This is a genomic window from Candidatus Zixiibacteriota bacterium (genome assembly GCA_017999435.1).
Lineage (GTDB): Bacteria > Zixibacteria > MSB-5A5 > GN15 > FEB-12 > JAGNLV01.
Window position 1 is genome coordinate 45293 of sequence record JAGNLV010000001.1, and the last position, 17995, is coordinate 63287.

Below are 17995 nucleotides of genomic sequence, written 5' to 3' on the forward strand. Positions count from 1 at the left end.
GTTGGCGTCCGGCGCATACAACCAGCCGCCGGCGCGCAGGTTATCTCAATTTTCGGCGTACATAATAACCGCCGGAGGTCGCCCTGGCAAGGGGAAAAAGTCCTTCCCTGTCCGGGTTTACGTCTCGCGCGGCGGAACGGCGAAGACCATGCGGCGGCGCAGCAGCAGCAACAGCGGCAGACCGATGACGTAGCAGGCGATCAGTTGCCCCACCCCGATCATCTGGGCCGCAAACCAGTAGTTCACGCCAAGCAGCGGCGCCAGGTAGGCCGCCACCCCGAACGCATTGAGCACCACTGGCGGCAGGGGAGCCAGCAGGATCGCCGGACCGACATCCGAAACCAGGCTCCAGGCGAGAACAGCGGCGCCGGCCACAGCGGCGATCACCAGCAGTCCGCCGGCGACGATGAAATAGGCGTCCTTCGTAGCAGTCAGAAAAATCGCCGCCACCAGCGCCATGATGAGCGCGATCACCAACCGGGTCCCGAGCCACTCGCGGTACTCCTGCTGCCCGGCCCGTCCCCCCTTGCGGGGAACCAGCGGCAGGATCGCCGCCGCGGCCAGCAGCGCGCCCGACACGGTCGCCACCGCCAGGTGGAAACCGGAAAGCAGGTAGACGGCCCCGACCCAGAGCAGCACGACCGGCAGCCCAGCCAGGACCAGCGCGGCCCGGCGGCCGAGACGCCGCAGACCGTAGGTGATGAGCGCCGCCGCCAGCGTCACGAACGGCCCAAACACGATATCGGGCCAGCCCATGTTGCCGAAGATGTTGGCCAGGAGGCACCCCGCATACAGCCCCGGCACCGCCGCCCCCGTCAGAAACGGCAGGACACTCAGGGCCTCGGCGACGCGCACCTGGTAGACGCCGAATGATATAGGCGCGAAAGCCAGACTGAGCACCGCGTACATGGCGGCCACCAGCCCGGCGACAGCGATGTCCCGAATAAGAAACCGGCCCATTCAGTGAAGAATGAACCGGTTTTGGGGAGGTGACGTCAACTCTGAACTGTCAGACCACCGAAGAGGATGCCTGATCCGCGGCCGCCGGCCGGCGATACGGCACATCGGTCACGCCGATCCAGGCCAGCGAATCGAGCACGTACTCGACGACACGTCCCTGGTCGTCGGCCACCTTCAGCACCTGCCCCTGATGGCGCAGCCCAACCGAGATCGGGGTATACAGGTCACCGCCGTTGGCGCCGGCGTCCTTGGATTTGATGCGAATTTTACGCCGCTGCTGGAGAGCGCGGAAGAACTCGGCGAGCAGGTCGGGGTCGGTGGCCCCATTGAGCGCCGATTCGCTCGACTCGAACTCCACCGCCCGCTCGTCGTCGCGGTCCGCGCCGCCCGCGAACCCGCGCAGTTTCTGCTCGATCGCGGCAAAGCGCCGGCGGAAATACGGATGGGCCGCCAGCGCGTTCGTCCGCAGGCAGTAGTTGACCAGCGCGACTTCCGACCCGCTCAGCGACGTCTGCGGCAGATCGGCATCCGGAGTCAGCTTGTAGCCGTCCCGGTACTGGACCACAAAGCCCAGCTTGATGAGGGAGCTGATATCGCGATACACAGTCCGCTCCGATACGCCGCACTCGCGCGCCATATCAGCGATATGCACGGCCGTCTGATTCTTTAACAGGCCGAGTACGTACATCAGTCGTTCCGACTTAGTCAAGATAAGTCCCCTTTGTGCCTGTTGACGCGGCGGTCCGGTCCCCGGCCAATGCCTTGCTCCGCCCGCCCGCGGCAGTGCGGGCCCCGGGCCGGAGTCGACCGGAGGCAGACGGTCCCGTCAATGTGTGAGTTCTGCGTTCTCAAAAGCTGATTCCTCTTTACCACCTGCGCCTTAGGAGCAAATTGTGGAGGCGTCGGTCTCGTTCTCTCATTTTCCCGGCAACCGGGTCAGGCAGCTTTTCCGGTGCACATCCCTGGCCAAGCCGTCTGTCCACGTTGTCATCGTTGTCGTACCCGCTGTCAGTTCTGTCGGCTGCACGCTCTCGACAGTGGTCTCGCGCACGCTGCCGTCGCCAGCTGCCTGACCCGGTGTCCGGGAGTTTCGGCGGTTTCTGACAGGAAAATCGGTGAATTGACGGAAAAGGTCAATAAGAGTAGATTACCAGAGTATTGCGTATTCATAATACGCAATCATAGTGTCTGCAGATAAGAATTGAGACTTATGTTGCGGTTCTTTAGCCCAAGTTTGTCACGAATTGCCTCGCGGTGCTTGTGCACTGTAAGCAGCGATGTCCCAATTGATTCCGCAATCTCCTTGGAGCTGTACCCGTTCTTGATCAGGCGGCAGATCTGTACCTGCCGCGGCGTCAGACCGTGAAACCGCTCCTTTAGACCGGCGGCAAATTCTGACGCAATATGCGCGAGGCTGTCCTCCAGCAGGTCGAGCAGGGGCCCCTGGGGCTCGCTCGCCATGCCTCGGAGGCGCTGCACGGTAGGGACAATATCCGACTCGATGTTGGCGACCACCAGACGCTTGATGGCGTCCTTTTCCCCCTCGATCTGTCCGAGGACCTCCCGCAGCGCAATGTTCTTCTTCTGCAGGGCATCGTGCTCATGCTCGAGCTGCTCGTATATGCGCTGCATCTCCTCTTCCATCCGGCGCCGCTCGGTGATGTCGATCCCGGAAGTCAAAATGCCCCGGATAGCTCCGTGTCTGTCCCGGAAGTCGGTCAGGTACCAGGCAATGAGCCGCTTTTCGCCCGAGGCGGTCACTACGCGGCACTCGTAGTAATCCAGCCCCTGCATCCGCCCCGACACCACTTTCTGGAAGGTCGCTTCCGTCTGCTCCTGGTCCTCGTCGGCCAGGAGATCCCGAATCCACGACCGCCCGATGAGCTGTTCTTCCCGGTACCCCAGCAGGTCCGCTCCCTTGCGGTTGACCATGAGCACTCGGCCGTCGTCCGCGACCGCCATCATCAGCGTGGCCGCCACATCCAGGTACTGCTGCGCCCGTTCCATTTCGCGGCGGAGGGCCTCCTGAGTGTCTTTGAGATCCTGGATGTTGCGGGTGACCGAGAGAATGTGCGGCCGGCCGTTGAGAGTCAGCAGGCAGGCCGACATGAGCCCGACCAGCACCGTGCCGTCTTTGCGCCGAAACTCCGCTTCCAGGTTCTCCATGTGGCCGCGTTCGAAGAGCATGCGCACCAGATGTTCGCGGACCCGCGGGTCGACCCAGACGCGGACCTGGTCGGCCGGCACGCCCACGACGTCGTCGCGCGTATACCCGGTGTTGGCCGTAAACCCCTCGTTGATCTCGACAAAGACGCCGGTGTCGAAGCGGGAGATCGCCACGGCGTCGGGGATCGTGCGGAAAGCCAGTCGGAAACGGTGTTCGCTCTCGCGCAAAGCGTCCTGCGTCCGCTTCCGCTCCGTGATATCCTCAAACATGGCCGCCATGCGCCCCGGCGCAGTCTGGAACGCGACCACGTGGAAAGCGCCCGTGATGCGCTCGTCCTGGTAGGTCAACTGCTCGGTCTGCCACGTTACGCCGTGGGCCGCCGTCTGCCTGTAACGCTGCGGGACTTCGGTCTGCGCCAGTTGTGGAAACGCCTCATCGATCGTCATTCCGAGGAATTTCTCGTTGCAGACGCCGAGGATCAGGTCCGCGGCCGGATTGGCCCCCTCGAACACCAGCCGCCCGTCCGGCTCCAGCCGGTACAGGTGCATTCCCATCGGCGACGAATCCACCACCGAACGGTACTGCTGCTCGCGGCGGCGCAGCTCCTCCTCGGCCAGTTTTGGGACCGTGATGTCGGCAATAAACCCCTCCAGCGCTGACCGTCCCCCCTCCATTTCAACCATCCGCCCCTGCTCCCAGACCCACCGGACCGCGCCGTCTTTGCGCACAATCCGGTACCTGATCTGGAACGGCCGGCCGATCGTGATCCCGGCCTGCACAGCGTCCCACACCATCTGCTTGTCGTCGGGGTGGATGAGGTTGCCGTAGGGAACCTGGCCCGACATGATTTCGCTGGCCTCGCAGCCGGTCAGGGCACAGCACCCGTCGCTGACGAAATCCATCGGCCACTCCGGCTCGTTGGCGCTGCGGTACACCATCCCGGGCAGATTGCTCAGAAGCGTGCTCAGTTGGCGGCGGCTTTCGCGAAGTTCCTCCTCGACCGCCTTGCGCCGCCCGATATCCCGGATCGTTGACCGGTGGCCGAGCAGCACCCCGGCCGAACTGAGAATCGGCTGCCACGACACCGCCACCCAGACGGACCGCCCATCCTTGCGCAATACCCGGAACTCGATGTCGTTGCCCGTGCTCCCGCGCATCGCCCCCTGGAAACTGCGGACCATGCGGGCGCGGTCATCCGGATGCAGCAGCGCGTCGGGATAGTCGGCCATGACCAAACACTCTTCCTGCGTGTACCCGGTGATGCGGTGGACGGCCGGGTTCACCCACACCAAGCGGCCGTCGAGCCCTATCCATGTCTCCCAGTCGTAGGCGCAGTCGGCGATCGCCCGGTAATCGAGCTCCGGCGCCGGAGTTCCGCTAACTCGCGACGACCCCGCGTCTCGCGCCGCCGAACCGCCGATCGCGCGCACGGTCGCATACAGGCGCCGATCCGCGCCGGTCCGCAGCCAACTGTATTCGAGGGCAATCTCGCGCTGGGGGCCACGGCCGCCCGGTTCGCTGAGGAGAATCCGCCATTCGGCATCGGGCTGGTCCTCTCCCGGCGCCGCCAGGATTTCTGCCAGCCGCGGATGCTCCCGCAGGGGCAGGAGATCCCTCATCGGGCGGCCGACCAGCCCCGCTTCGATCCCAAGCAGATGCGGCGCCGCGTTGTTGGCGTAGCGGATTGTGCCGGCGGGGTCCATGACCATCAGGCCGATACCGGCCTGCTCCAGCAGCAATCCCGCATCGCGTGCCGACAGATCCGGGGAAACTCCCTGCGGAGCGGCACTATTCCCCCCCTGCGGTTCGTCGTTGTGCACTCAGCCTTTCCTGTTATGGTCTTTGTTCGGGGGAATCTGGGACCGGACCTGTCCCGGTACGTATCAGGATCCCCCCGGAACGAACCCTGAAGCGTTGGAGGCCGGGACAGAATGGCAGATTGAGCCTCGCGAGTCAATCGAAATCATCAACCTGTCAGCTTCTGTCATCCGTAACGTTGCCCCGGCAGGCGACGTTCCCGCAATCCGGCCGCGCAGTGGGAATTGGGGGATCGCGCCCACAGTTTCCGCTGTCTTCTCACCAGCACCGGTCCCGCGCCGAAGCCGCCCGGCTGACCCAAGTCGCTGCCGTCGTATTGCTTACGCGAGCGTCGGCACCCGGCATCCGGTTTGCACCCCCCTGTTGTGGAAACAGTCCTGAAACTGCTGTGCCGTAAGGGGGACCCTATGGGGCGTTTAGACCAACGACGGTCGCGCGAGGACTCCGGTTCGCCGATCGCCATGTTCTTCCTCAAAGCCGGCACCAAGCTCCTGCTTGGCGTCATCATCGCACTGGTCTTCCTCACGCTGGCCCAGTGCACGATCAAGGCTCCGGAATCACCCACCTGGACCACCCACGCGGTGGTCCCGGTGGTGAACCGGACCTACCCCATGGGAGAACTGCTCCGGAAGATGGATCAGGAGGGGCTCGGAATCGATGATTCCGGCCGGGTCATTTTCAGCCTCACGGAAGAACTGGATACAGTGAGCCTCGACGAGGACGCGCTGGCCACGGCCGATTTGTCCTTCCTGGCCGGCGAGCGTCTCGGCCCCGTAGACCTCGAAATTCCCGCCCTGGCCCCGGTGACGGTCCGCTTCGCCCAACTGGGCGGCCTCGGTCTCCCCTTCATCGGCGACTCGGTTCTGGTGGAAGACACCACTTTCACCATTGCGACGGCCCTGCCGCCGATCGCGAGTTTCCGCACCGCGACGCTGGCGCGCGGACGGCTCGACGTCACGATCGACAATGAACTTGACCTGACCCTGGACAACATCAGCCTCGATCTGGTCGAGACGGCAACCGGCGCGATCATCGGCTCCGGCGCCTCCCCCGATCCCCTGCCGAGCGGTGCGCAGGCGCAGGTGGCGATTCCCCTCGACGGGGCGACCATTGCGAGCGACATGACGCTGGTGGCGGGGTACCACACGCTGAGCGACACGGTCCGGGCCGCCTCCGGGCGCTACCTCCGCACCGGCTTCGCTTTCGGCGACACGCTCCAGGCGGTGTCGGCCACGGCGCGCATTCCGGCTCTCGCCCGCGCCGACTCGACCGAGGCGCCGCTGGCGGAAACGGACCGTCTCGACTCGGCCTATCTGGCGAGCGGGGTGCTGAACCTGACGGTGCACAACGCCACCAATCTCGAGGCAACCGTCACCGTCTCGGCGCCGGATTTTTCCTACTACGGTCAGCCGCTGGCGGTCGTCGCACCGGTTGCCGCGCGCTCGCAGGCTGAGGTGACAGTCGACCTGTCCGGCTACGCGCTGCAGCCCGCCGTGACCGCGACCCCGCAGCACATCCGGGTGATCGCCGGCGCGGCCATGCCCGGCTCAGGCGATGCGCTGGTGGCGGTCGACCAGACCGACAGCTTCACCGTCGCGGCCCGCATTTCCGACGTCACTTTCCACTCGGTCACCGGCGTCTTTCAGTCGGTGCGGGCGAATTTCGACGGCCTCTCGCAGGATCTCGATATCCCGACCGGTCTGGAGCAGGTCGAACTCACCTGCGCCGTTCTCACGCTGACAATCGACAACGGCATCGACCTGCCGGGGGCAGTCAACGTGAGTCTCACCGGCGACAACGGGGCGCAGACAACCTTCGTGAGCGACATCGCCCCCCGCGGCCTGAGCACCGCGGCCACCACGACAGTCGTCAACGACTCCGCGGCCGATTTCCTCTACCCGCTGCCGACGCGCCTGGACGTCTCCGGGTCGATCAGTTTCGGCAACGGCGCGTACTACGGCACGATCACGCGGAGTGATTTCGTCGTCGGGCGGGTCAGCCTCTACGCTCCGCTGGAGATGGTGGTTCACCCGACCGTCGTCGAAACCGACATCACCGGCGAGTCCATCGACCAGACCGATATCGACCTCATCACCGACCACTTCCTCTCCGGGCGCTTTGTCTACCGATTGACCAGCCGGCTGCCGATCGGCGCGCATGTCAACGTGTTTCTCGGCGGCGACTCCGCCTCCCTGTTCAGCGCGCCGCAACTGCGGTTTGATTCCCTGGGTCTGGCGGCCGCTCCGGTCGGCCCCGGCGGCATCGCCATCGACACCATCCAGTCCGCCGAGCAGGAAATCCTCCTCGACTCGGTCGACATCAGGATTCTGAAAAACCCCGTCCTCTACGCGGGGCATCAGATCATGCTGGCGGGCTCCGACGGGCAGACCGTGACGTTCACGGCCGACGATTACCTCTCGATCACCGGGCGACTCGAGATTGACTACCTCTTTGACGGCGATTTTTAGGGAGCGCACGCATGAATTCACACCCGCGCACAGCGTATCTGCTGATCCCGGCCGCAGCCGCCGCCCTGCTCCTTGCGCCGGGAACGCCTGCGGCGGCAGCCTCGGCCCGCGGGATGGCCATGGGGGACGCCTACATCGGCCTGGCCGCCGGCGTCGACGCAGCCCGCTACAATCCGGCCAATCTCGGTCTGGACGGCCACCGCCGGAGCGAGGTGGAGATCGCCGGCCTTGGGCTGAACCTGACCAACAACGCCTTCACCCTCGGCGATTACAACGCCTACACCGGCGCCTTCCTGACCGACGACGACAAGGCCGACCTCCTGAGCAAAGTGCCGCCGCAGGGACTTGCGCTCACAGCGGACGTCCAGGCCTCGGCCGTCTCGTTCGCCCAGGGCTCATTCGCCTTTAGCACTTCGGGCGTGGGGCAGGCCGGCGTCCAGCTCTCCCGCGACCTGCTCGAACTCGTGCTCAACGGGAACACTTTCGGCGATTCGGTGAGCATTACCGGTTCCTATTCGGACGCCGTCGCCTACGCCGCGGCGGGGATCTCGTACGGGCGCGCGCTCTACACGGCAGGCTCCCGCCAGTTCGCGGTCGGGGGGACGCTGAAATATCTCCGCGGGCTGGCCGTGGAGCAGGTGGTCGAACTCGAGGGGCTGGCCGCCGCTTTCGCCACCGGACTTGAAGGCGAGGGGCGCCTCGTCGCCCGCACCGCGAGCGGCGGTTCCGGCTTCGCCCTCGACCTCGGCGCCGCCCTGAAAATATCGGACGCCTATACCGCCGGCCTCCAGGTGCGCAACCTCGTCAGCCGCCTGTCGTGGAGCGGCACGCCCGAAGAGCACCGCTACATTTTCAGCTTCGACACCGTCACCGTGGACAACATGGACGACGATTTCGTGGTCGCGGAGAGCGGGACGCGGTCCCTCGATCCGTTCACCACGACTCTCCCGGCGGTCCTCACCGCCGGATTCGCCCGCACCTCCGGAAAGCTCCTCTGGGCGATCGACTGGCAGCAGGGGTTCCGCCGGGCGGCGGGGGCCTCCACCAAACCGCGGCTGGGTCTCGGCCTGGAGTCGCGGCACCTTCGGTTCCTCCCGCTGCGCGCCGGGTTTGCCGCCGGCGGCGAGCAGCCGACCGCCTTTTCGTTCGGCTCGGGCGTGGCCGCCGGTCCGCTTTTCTTCGACGCAGCGGTGATGACCGGGACCGACCTTTCGCCCTATTCGGCCAAGGGTCTGAACGCCGCCCTCTCTATCGGGCTGCACCTCTAAAGAAGGAGATTGGGGAACATGTCGCGCACACACGACCTGCTCATATCCCTGCTGGGCCTGGGAGTCGCCGCCTCCCTCGGGCTGGCGGTCTCGGCCTGTCCGCCGCATCCCGACCTGCTGGCGAAGATAGAAGCGGGCGCACAGCCGGCTCCGTATTTCCTGGCCCACCGGCCGGCTCTCCGCGTCCAGGGCGTGTCGACCGGCATGACCATGCGCCGCGTCCCCGACGGTCCGCCGCGGCTTGTCCCGGGCCAGCCGCCCGCGTCCGGCGCCTATCGGGCGCTGGCCGTCCTGGTCCAGTTCTCCGACCATCCCTCGGCCGTCCCGGCGGTCTATTTCGACTCGCTCCTGTTCGACTCGGCGGGCCGGTCGCTGCGCAGTTACTACCGCGATGTGTCCTACGCGCAGCTCGACATCGTGACCCTCAACCTCCCCTCCGCCCACGGGTGGCGGACGGCCCCGCAGACATACGCGTGGTACGTCAACAACCAGAACGCCCTCGGCGACTACCCGCAGAACAGCCAGCGGCTGACGGAGGATATCGTCGACCAGATTGACCCCTTTGTGAATTTCTCGCAATATGACAACAACGGCGACGGCTATGTTGACGCCGTGATTCTGATCCACTCCGGGTCGGGGGCCGAGAAGACCGGCAGCAACGCCGACATCTGGTCCCACCAGTGGGCCATCACGCCACGTCTCAAAGACGGCGTGTATATTTCCGACTTCACCATCCAGCCGGAGCTGTGGGTGAATCCGGGCGACATGACGATCGGCGTCTACGCCCACGAGCTGGGCCACGCCTTCGGCGTGCCCGACCTGTACGACACCGACGGCACGCAGTCGCGCGGCTTGGGCGTGTGGTGCCTCATGGCGTACGGATCCTGGCTCGGTCCCGGCGGCATGGGCGGCTCTCCCTCCCACCCCTCGGCCTGGAGCCGCATCCGGATGGGATTCGCCGCCTACACGAATGTGACGGCGAACGCGGTCGGGCAGGAGATCGCCGCAGTCGAAAGCGGCGGACCCATCTACCGCCTGTGGTCGGGAGGCTCGCCGAGCCCCGAGTACTTCCTCGTCGAGAACCGCCAGCGGACCGGCTATGACTCGTACCTGTACTCCTCGGGCCTGTTCATCTGGCATATCGATGAGACCAAGGCGACCGCCGACAACACCGACAACACCCAGGAGTGGTGGCCGGGCGCGGGGATGAATCCGGCCGAACACTACCGGGTGGCGCTGGAACAGGCGGACGGCCTCTGGGAGCTGGAGAAGAGGCTCGATTACGGCGACGCCGGCGATCCTTTCCCCGGCGCTCTCGACCGCCGGGTCTTCGACGCGACGACGACCCCGAATTCCGACTCCTACCTCGCCGGCACCTCGTTTACGAAAGTGGACAACATTTCGCCCTCGGCCGCCGTGATGACCGCCGATCTCATTGTCGGGCTGGCGGCCGATGTTGATTCGGGCGACGACAATCCCACGCTGCCGGCCGCGTTCGAGCTCGCGCAGAACTACCCCAACCCGTTCAACCCGAGCACCACCATCAGTTTCGAATTGAGCGGCCCGATGCACGTGACGCTGGAGATCTTCAACATTGTCGGGCAGCGCGTGCGGACCCTGATGGACGGGCCGGCGGAGGCGGGGCGGACGGAGCGGACGTGGGACGGGTGCGATGAGGCCGGGCGGACGGCCGCCTCGGGTCTCTACCTGTACCGCCTCACCACCGGCTCGGGCAGCCGGGCGCGAAAAATGCTGTTGCTGAAATAGCTCTCCCCCCTCAGTTCGGCTCACCGGCGGCGGCAATGCCGCCGCCCTGCGGACCCCGGCGAAAAACCGGGGTTCTCTTTTGGCCGCCGCCCGCTACTCGGGATAGTGGATCTCGGAGTGGTTGTAGTCGGCCGTCCGGCTGCCGCTCCGCTGATCCTTCTTGTACTGCGTGTGGCAGGTCTTGCAGCGCTTCGGGTCGTCCATGTACCCGCGCTCGGCAAAGTACTGCTGCGCAGCGGCGGTGAACACGAACTCCTGTCCGCACTCACTGCAAATGAGGATTTTAGGCTCGAATCCGCGATCCATGTTTCCCCCTCTTTCGCGTTCCGCACATCTTCCTTGACGAGCAAAACGACGGAAACAATGGCGAAAGAAGCAAAGTCTATCTACTTTTGCCTGAATTGATACCGGGGCGGTGCACCCGTGTCAACAAAAAACCGGCAATTGATCAGTACGGATTGCAGGGAGCCGGGCTCCCGCCGCGGAACAGGTAGGCGACGAGGGCGGACAGGTCGCGCACATCCACCCCGCCATCGCAGGAAACGTCCCCGGCCGCGACCGCGGGGACCGGCGCGGCGCCGCCGCGGAAGAGATAGGCGATGAAATAGGTCAGGTCGCTCACCTGGATGCCGCCGTCGAAATTCACGTCCCCCCGCTGAAGAACCGTCTGCGCGAACACCAACTGGGAATCAACCACCGCGGGGTTGCCCCGCGAGGCGGCCCGGCACCACACCGCCGACACGCTCCCGAGCACTGTCCCCTCGGGCGGCGCAATTTGCACCCGCACCACCGAATCCGACTCCGGACTCAGGCTGTAGGCCGCCGGACCGGACACCACCCATCCCGAGTCGTCCCGGGCCGTCACGTCAATGATGTCGGAGAGCGGGGCGACGTTGGTGATGAGGAACTCGAAATCGCGGCGCCCGCCGGAGTAGACCGACGAATCCAGGGTCACCGCCGCACATGTCACCTCGTACGGGGGGATAACCTCGGCCGAGTAGTTGAAGAACGCGCCGGAGGAGTACTCCATGATGTTGGCCACCACGAGCGCGACCCGGTAGTAGGACTCAAACTCCGGCACCCGGCCGACCCCGAAGTAGGAACCGGACGCGAGCGGGATCTTCTCGACCGTGTGCACGTTCGGCGCCGTCGACTTAATCAGGTACGCCGACCACTGCCGGGCATCGTCGCCGTTCACCGTGACCTCCAGGCGGCCGATCTTGGAGCCGGGGTAGAATTCGATATAACAGGCGCCGTAGCCCGCCGCGTTGGAGGGCGACGTCTGCAGCAACACCGGGTACATACTGTGCGCGCGCCCGATCTTCACCGACTGCGGGTAGGTCTCGCCGTAGTGCAGACCGTCGTCGCGCCCCGAGGTCAGGTAGTTCCAGACCGTGAAGTCGGCAAAGGCGCTGTCGCGGGTCCAGCCGTACTGCCCGAAGAGCGTGTCCGTCATGGCCGCGAAGGCCGTCTGGAAGCGCGCCCCTTCCCAGATCGCCGGCATGAGCAAGGTGTCGAAACTCTCGGCCAGGTAAATGCCCCAGAGGAAGGTCGAGTAGGCATGGGACCCGGCCTCCATCAGCGACCGTTCCGGGGCGTTGAAAAACGTCGGGAGGTAGTTGTAGTTGTCGTCGGTGGCGTCAAAGACGATGTCCTCGATGTGCGTGGCGTCCATTTCCATGAACCAGGAGTCCTCGTTGCTGTCATACGCAAACTGCACGCAGTGGTGGAATTCGTGCGCGCAGGTCGCTTTGGCCGCCCCCAGTTGATCCCCCTCCGGATCATAGTTGGGAGCGAAACCGAGAAAGTCGTTATTGAGCACGAGGTAGCTGTAGACGTCGTTCCAGGGCTCCGGACCGGGACCCTCCGGCATCGCGTAGCCATACGCCCCCGTCTCCTCGAAGTAGACATCGAACAGGTCATCGCCGCCGAGCCCGCTGTCCGGCGGGGGCATCCGGTAGCCGTAGTCCAGGTGCCGGGTCCGCGAGCTGTCGAGATAAGCTGCGCACTTCTCAACGAGATCCGGAACTCCGGTCATGTCCGCATCCTCGGGCGGGACCGCGTCCGCTCCCGTCGTGTCGTAGTGGAGCTTGAACCAGCCGCTCGGGGACAGGTACTCCGCCTCCGTGACCGCCCGCTGGAAGGCCGCGCTGAAGACCGCTTTCGTCTCCGGCTGCAGCAATTCCCACTCGCGCCGGATCTCCAGAATTACCGGGGTCGCGCACCGGGTGAGCGCGCCGCCGCTCGCGGCCAGCCCGGCGGAAACGTAACGGTCGGGCAGAGCCGCAGGGCTCGTGATGGCCTGGATCTGCAGCAGCACTTTCTGGTCGAGCGTGATTGCGCCGGCCCGGTAGTCCTGCGCGATGAGCGCGAGAGGATCATCGGAAACAGCGCTCGCCGTCGACCCGGCGGCGAGCCCGAGGCCAAGGATGACGAACCAGAGGAACGTGCGCTTGCGCATCAATTCTCCACCCGGAGCGCCCGGGGCGCTTCCTTACCATCAGAGTATCGGTCCGACCGCCGACATATCCAGTGCAACGTGCGTAACAGGGCTTTTTCTTGCTTCCGCAGACCTTGGGCGGACCACGAAGTATTCTACCAACAGCGGCCGATCCTGCGCCGTTCCCGCCACGAGCTCGCGGGCAAACGGGAGCGCGGCGCGCCGGTGGGGTAGATTTCCACGGTCCACCATAATTTATTGTATTTCAGGGGCTTGTCAAGAAGAATCCGGAGCGGGGGGCGATGAAATACTGCTCGGCCGAGATCGAAAACCGCCAGGAATTCACCTCCGAATAGGAGGCATCCACCCGCACCAGCCGGGCCCGGGCCGAGTGCTCCAACGCAATCCGCAGGCCGGCCCCGATTGCCCCGTAGACGTCCCCCGTCCCGAACGCCTCCCCCCGCTTCCACCGCTGCGCAAAGTCCGTGAACAGTACCGGTGAGAACACGGCCGAGTGTATCCGCACGTCGGGGAAAAAGCGCGCCTCCAGGTTCAAAACCGCCATCCGGTCGCCGGTGCGGAAGTACTGGTCATAACCGCGCAGCCCGGTCTCCCCTCCCATGACCAGACCCTCGGTGCCGTCGGCCCGCCAATCGGACCGGTAGCTGAACCCCATGGCCAGCGTGAGGAACTCGAACCACCGGCGATAGAAGCGGCTGTAGACGTCGCTCAGCCGCCGGAGATCGCGTTCCCCCCTGAGCCACACCGTGTACCGCCAGGAACCGTACCACAGATTGGACCCAAACCGGCGGCCATGGGAAACGCTCGCCGACAGCCGGTCGTAGGCATGCCGGTCAAAATCGGGCAGGAAGGCGCGGCCGTAGGAGATGCCCAGGCCATAACCCAGTTCAAAATCCTCGGTATACGAGAACCCGTCAATCCGCGTCAGCGTCGTGAAGTCAAGGTTGGAGAAGGCGGTCCCCACCTCGACGAGGTGGTAGGCGGAGTCGTCCGGCAGCGATCGCAGCGCCTGCTCCATCAGATCGGGATCGGTGTCGATCAGCGCGGTCCCCACCGTCCGGTCAAACCGGTAGTAGTAGCGGCAGGAAAGCTCCAGCTTGCGCCGGTAGGTGCCGGTCCGGGATCCGATGCCCAGTTCGCACCAGTCCCCCTCCCGAAACGACTGCCCGATGAGGAGGTCGTCGCTGTATACGTCCCGGCGGACTTCCGACGCGCCCACCTCGGCCCGGTAGGTGAAGCTCTGGGTGAGGTTGTAGTAGGGGTGGCTCAGCTCGACCCATTTCACGCCGTTCACCGGGTCAGTGCGGTACCCGCCGGCCGCCCGGACCGGGCGGCCGAACATGCGCTGGTTCGTGTAGGCGAGGTCGACGAAGTCTTTCTCGCTGTTGCCGAAGACGTAGCGCGCCCTGACCTCCTGGTTGCGCCCGAGCACGTTGCGCTCGGTCAGCAGAAACTCGTATTCATGATCCCCGCCCTCGGTGCGCACGCTCGGCCCGAACGCCAACGTCCATTCGTCGATCGTCACCACCCGCACGAGCAGGTGTCCGTTGGGCAGGGTTTCCGTCTCGATCCAGGCGTCGTACAGAGCCAGGCGCGACCGGAGATTGCGGGCCGACTCCTCCGCCAGTTCATAGGGGTAGGGCTCGCCGGTGCGGAACAGAAGCTCCCGCCGGATCACGTGCTCGCGGGTGACGATGTGAATTCGGTTGGCGAGGCGGAAGAGGAAGTTGTCGTACTTGGGGTCGTCGGTGTCGTAGACGTTGCGGTTGTCGATGACGATGGAGTCGACGATCGGGCCGAGGCTGTCGAGGTCGGCCTCCGGCGCCAGCGCGCCCGCCCCGGCGGGCAGCCCCAGAGCCGCGAGACTCGACCAGGCGATGACAAGCAGAAGTGACGGCAAATGCTGCAATCCGTTCTCCAGATTCCTCTCCCCAATAAACGGCCCCTTGCTGCCTTTGTAAACAACTACGCGCCTCCGGGATCCATCGGCTGCCGCCGCCGCCGGCCGCTGCGGACCGGCCAAAAGCCGGCGGCCCGGTCCCGCCTCCGGCCCCGCGCGGTTCAGCCGTCATCGGTCCCCGCCGATATAACGAGCGGCGGCCCGTTGGCGCCGAAACCCGTATCGGAACCGGAACGCTATGGAAAAAAAGAAAATCGGCGACCTCCTGGTCGAAAAGGGCTACGTCACCGCCGCCCAGGTCGAGGACGCGCTGGCCGAGCAGACGCTCACCGGCCGGCGCCTGGGCGAAATTCTCGTGTCCAGAAATGCCCTCACCGAGGACCAGCTCGTCGACGTCGTCTCCGAACGGCTGGGCATACCGAAGATCACGCTCACCGCCATGGTCATCGACCCCGAGGTGATCCGCCGTGTTCCGGTCGGCCTCGCCCGCCGCTACACCCTCATTCCGATCTTCGAAATCGGGGCCACCCTGACGCTGGCGATGGCCGATCCGCTGAATATCATCGCCATCGACGAAATCCGCTACCTTACCGGCAAGAACATCAAGCGGGCCATCGCCACCCCGGGGGAGATCAAGGCCGCGATCGACGAATTCTACTCGGTGGCCGACTCGCTCAACCAGATCATCGGCGCCCACGCCGCCCCGGCCGGCGAGTCGGGCGCGCCCCGTCCGGGCGCCGACGTCGAATCGGAGAGCGCCGTCGTGCGGATGGTCAACCTCATGATCGAGCAGGCGGCCAAGGACCGCGCCTCGGACATCCACATTGAGCCCGAGGAAAACCGCCTGCGCATCCGCTACCGCATCAACGGCGCCATGCGCGAGGAGGCGGCCCCGCCCAAAGCCATGCAGAACGAACTGATCTCGCGCATCAAGATCGCCGCCAACCTCGACGTCTCCGAGAAGCGCCTCCCGCAGGACGGCCGCTTCATGATGACCGTCGACAAGGCCGCGATCGACCTCCGCGTCTCGACCCTGCCGACGATCCACGGCGAGAAGATCGTCATCCGCCTGCTCGACCGGCGCAACCTGCTGCTCTCGTTCCGGCAGTTGGGGTTCGGCCCGACCCTCGAGACCGCCTGGAAAACGGTCATTTACAGGCCGGAAGGCCTCATCCTGATTTCCGGCCCGACCTCGAGCGGCAAGACCTCGACCCTCTATGCCACCCTGCACGAAATCAACTCCGTGGAGAAGAACATCATCACGGTCGAAGACCCGGTCGAATACTCCCTGCCGCTCATCATCCAGATCCAGATCAACGAGAAGGCCGGGCTCACCTTTCCGACCTGCCTGCGGGCGATCCTGCGCCAGAATCCCGACGTCATCATGATCGGCGAGATCCGCGACCCGGAGACGGCTCGGATGGCCATTCGCTCGGCGCTGACGGGGCACACGGTGTTCTCGACAATCCACACCAACGACGCCCCCTCGGCCATCGCCCGCCTCGTCGACATGGACATCGAGCGCTATCTGGTGGCCTCGGCGCTCAAGGGCGTGCTGGCCCAGCGGCTCGTGCGCGTCACCTGCCCCGAATGCGCGGCCCCCTATCGGCCGGCGGAGTCGGTGCTGCTGCAGGCCGGGCTGCGCGACCGGGACAGTCAGTTCGATTTCCGCAAGGGCGTCGGGTGCCCGAAGTGCAAGAACACCGGGTTCCGGGGCCTCACCGGCATTTACGAGTATGTCGAGGTGACTCCGACGATCGCCGACATGCTCATGCGCAACGCGCCCCTCAACGAGATCCGGGAGTCGGCCCGCCGCCAGGGTTACGTGCCCCTGTTCGAGGCCGGTCTGGAGGCCGTGCGGGCTGGCCGCGTCTGCCTTGAGGAACTGCTCAAAGAGACCTCGAACGCCGAGGATTACCTCCGGCCGGGGGAGAGCGCGTCGCGGAGAGCCGTCCATGCAGAGCCGGTATAAGTATCGCGCGGCCGACGCGGCGGGGCGGACCCGCGAGGGAGTGCTCCTGGCTGACAGCCGCGAGCAGGTGCTGGAGCATCTGGCCGGGCAGCAGCTGGTGCCGATCCGCGTGGCCGCAGTCGCCGGCCGGCGTGGATTTTCGCTCCTCAGCTTCTTCTCCGGGCCGCACTACGAGCGCCTGATTGCGTTTACGGCCAATCTGGGCACGATGTACCGGGCGGGCGTGCCGCTGCTCCGGGCCCTGGCCCTGATCCGCATCGGGCCTGCCGCCGGGCACTTCAACCGCGCGATCGACGACATCCGCCTGGCCGTCCAGGCCGGCCGCCCGCTCTCACAGGCGATGGCGGCCCACGACGACCTCTTCGCGCGCGCCTACGTCGCCGGCGTCGCCGCCGGCGAGGAGTCCGGCAAGCTCGACGAAATCCTCGCCCAATTGCGCACGATGCTCGAACAGGACCTCGAGCTCTCGCGCGCGGTCAAGGCGGGCACCCGGTATCCGCTGATGGTGGTGGGGGCGCTGGGTGCCGCCGCCCTCGTGCTCGTGCTGTACGTGGTCCCCCGGTTCACCGCTTTCTATGGGCAGTTCAACGCGCAGCTGCCGCTGCCGACGCGCTTGCTGATCGGGCTCCAGCATACGGTCTCCGCCTACTGGCCGGCCCTGCTGATGGCGCTCGTGCTCGCCGCCCTTGCAGTGCGCCAGGCAATCGGAACCGAACGGGGCAAGTCGTGGCTCGACCACCGCCTTCTGCGTCTGCCGATCGTCGGTCCGCTGATCATCAAGAGCAACGTCGCCCGGTTCGCCGCGATGTTCCATGTGCTCTTTCAGGCCGGCCTCCCCATCATCGCCTGCCTCGAAATTCTGGCCGAAACGGTCAAGAACAGCGCGCTGGCCGGAGAAATCCGCACCATGGCGGGTCTCTTCCGCGAGGGCCGCGACAGCCGTCTGGCCGAGCACGAGTTCCGGTACTTCCCGCCCCTGGCGCTTCAGATGATGACCATCGGGCTGGAGTCCGGCTCCCTCGCCGAGGTTCTCCGCGAGGTCGGCGAGCACTACGGCAAGGAGGTGCAGTACACCTCCCGCCAGCTCACCGCTGTGCTCGAGCCTATTCTCACGTTTGTCATGGGCATTTTCGTGCTCATTCTGGCGCTGGCGATCTTCCTGCCAATGTGGAACCTGATCCGGGTCTTCAACGGCTGAGGCGGGCTAAAAAGGG

The 17995-nt window shown here is 65.6% G+C and carries 11 protein-coding genes; 5 read left to right on the forward strand and 6 right to left on the reverse strand.

From position 1 onward, the window contains the following. Nucleotides 1–117: 117 nt before the first annotated feature. From KA261_00220 to KA261_00230, 3 genes are all read right to left on the reverse strand, one after another. Nucleotides 118–960, reverse strand: coding sequence for a QueT transporter family protein (locus tag KA261_00220; protein MBP7696208.1), 843 nt, complete (start codon nucleotides 958–960; stop codon nucleotides 118–120). A gap of 49 nt (nucleotides 961–1009) precedes the next feature. Continuing rightward, nucleotides 1010–1648: an HTH domain-containing protein gene (locus tag KA261_00225; GenBank protein MBP7696209.1), complete on the reverse strand. Its 639-nt coding sequence runs from the start codon at nucleotides 1646–1648 to the stop codon at nucleotides 1010–1012. Between the two features lie 491 nt (nucleotides 1649–2139). After that, nucleotides 2140–4947 (reverse strand): PAS domain S-box protein, encoded by a 2808-nt coding sequence (locus KA261_00230; GenBank protein ID MBP7696210.1) that lies wholly within the window; start codon nucleotides 4945–4947, stop codon nucleotides 2140–2142. A 405-nt stretch (nucleotides 4948–5352) separates the two neighbouring features. Between KA261_00230 and KA261_00235 the strand changes: the two genes are divergently transcribed. Genes KA261_00235 through KA261_00245 form a run of 3 tightly spaced genes read left to right on the forward strand, consistent with a single transcriptional unit; the run spans nucleotide 5353 to nucleotide 10448 of the window. Continuing rightward, nucleotides 5353–7413, forward strand: a complete 2061-nt coding sequence (locus tag KA261_00235) for a hypothetical protein (GenBank protein MBP7696211.1) — start codon at nucleotides 5353–5355, stop codon at nucleotides 7411–7413. A gap of 11 nt (nucleotides 7414–7424) precedes the next feature. Then, nucleotides 7425–8681: a conjugal transfer protein TraF gene (traF, locus tag KA261_00240; protein MBP7696212.1), complete on the forward strand. Its 1257-nt coding sequence runs from the start codon at nucleotides 7425–7427 to the stop codon at nucleotides 8679–8681. Nucleotides 8682–8699: 18 nt separating this feature from the next. After that, entirely contained in the window at nucleotides 8700–10448 is a 1749-nt protein-coding gene (locus KA261_00245; GenBank protein ID MBP7696213.1) for a M6 family metalloprotease domain-containing protein, read from the forward strand. A gap of 93 nt (nucleotides 10449–10541) precedes the next feature. Here the strand turns inward: KA261_00245 and KA261_00250 are convergent, their stop codons facing one another. The 3 genes from KA261_00250 to KA261_00260 form a co-directional block, all read right to left on the reverse strand. Continuing rightward, the gene (locus KA261_00250) at nucleotides 10542–10754 is read right to left on the reverse strand and encodes a zinc-ribbon domain-containing protein (protein ID MBP7696214.1); all 213 of its coding nucleotides are present in this window, start codon (nucleotides 10752–10754) and stop codon (nucleotides 10542–10544) included. 142 nt (nucleotides 10755–10896) lie between these two features. Beyond that, nucleotides 10897–12909: a dockerin type I repeat-containing protein gene (locus KA261_00255; protein MBP7696215.1), complete on the reverse strand. Its 2013-nt coding sequence runs from the start codon at nucleotides 12907–12909 to the stop codon at nucleotides 10897–10899. A gap of 244 nt (nucleotides 12910–13153) precedes the next feature. Continuing rightward, nucleotides 13154–14809 (reverse strand): hypothetical protein, encoded by a 1656-nt coding sequence (locus tag KA261_00260; protein MBP7696216.1) that lies wholly within the window; start codon nucleotides 14807–14809, stop codon nucleotides 13154–13156. Between the two features lie 238 nt (nucleotides 14810–15047). Between KA261_00260 and tadA the strand changes: the two genes are divergently transcribed. Further along, nucleotides 15048–16781 carry a Flp pilus assembly complex ATPase component TadA gene (gene tadA, locus KA261_00265; GenBank protein MBP7696217.1) on the forward strand — a complete coding sequence of 578 codons (1734 nt, stop codon included), beginning with the start codon at nucleotides 15048–15050 and terminating at the stop codon, nucleotides 16779–16781. Then, entirely contained in the window at nucleotides 16765–17979 is a 1215-nt protein-coding gene (locus tag KA261_00270; protein ID MBP7696218.1) for a type II secretion system F family protein, read from the forward strand. Before tadA ends, KA261_00270 begins: the two co-directional genes overlap by 17 nt. Nucleotides 17980–17995 lie beyond the last annotated feature (16 nt).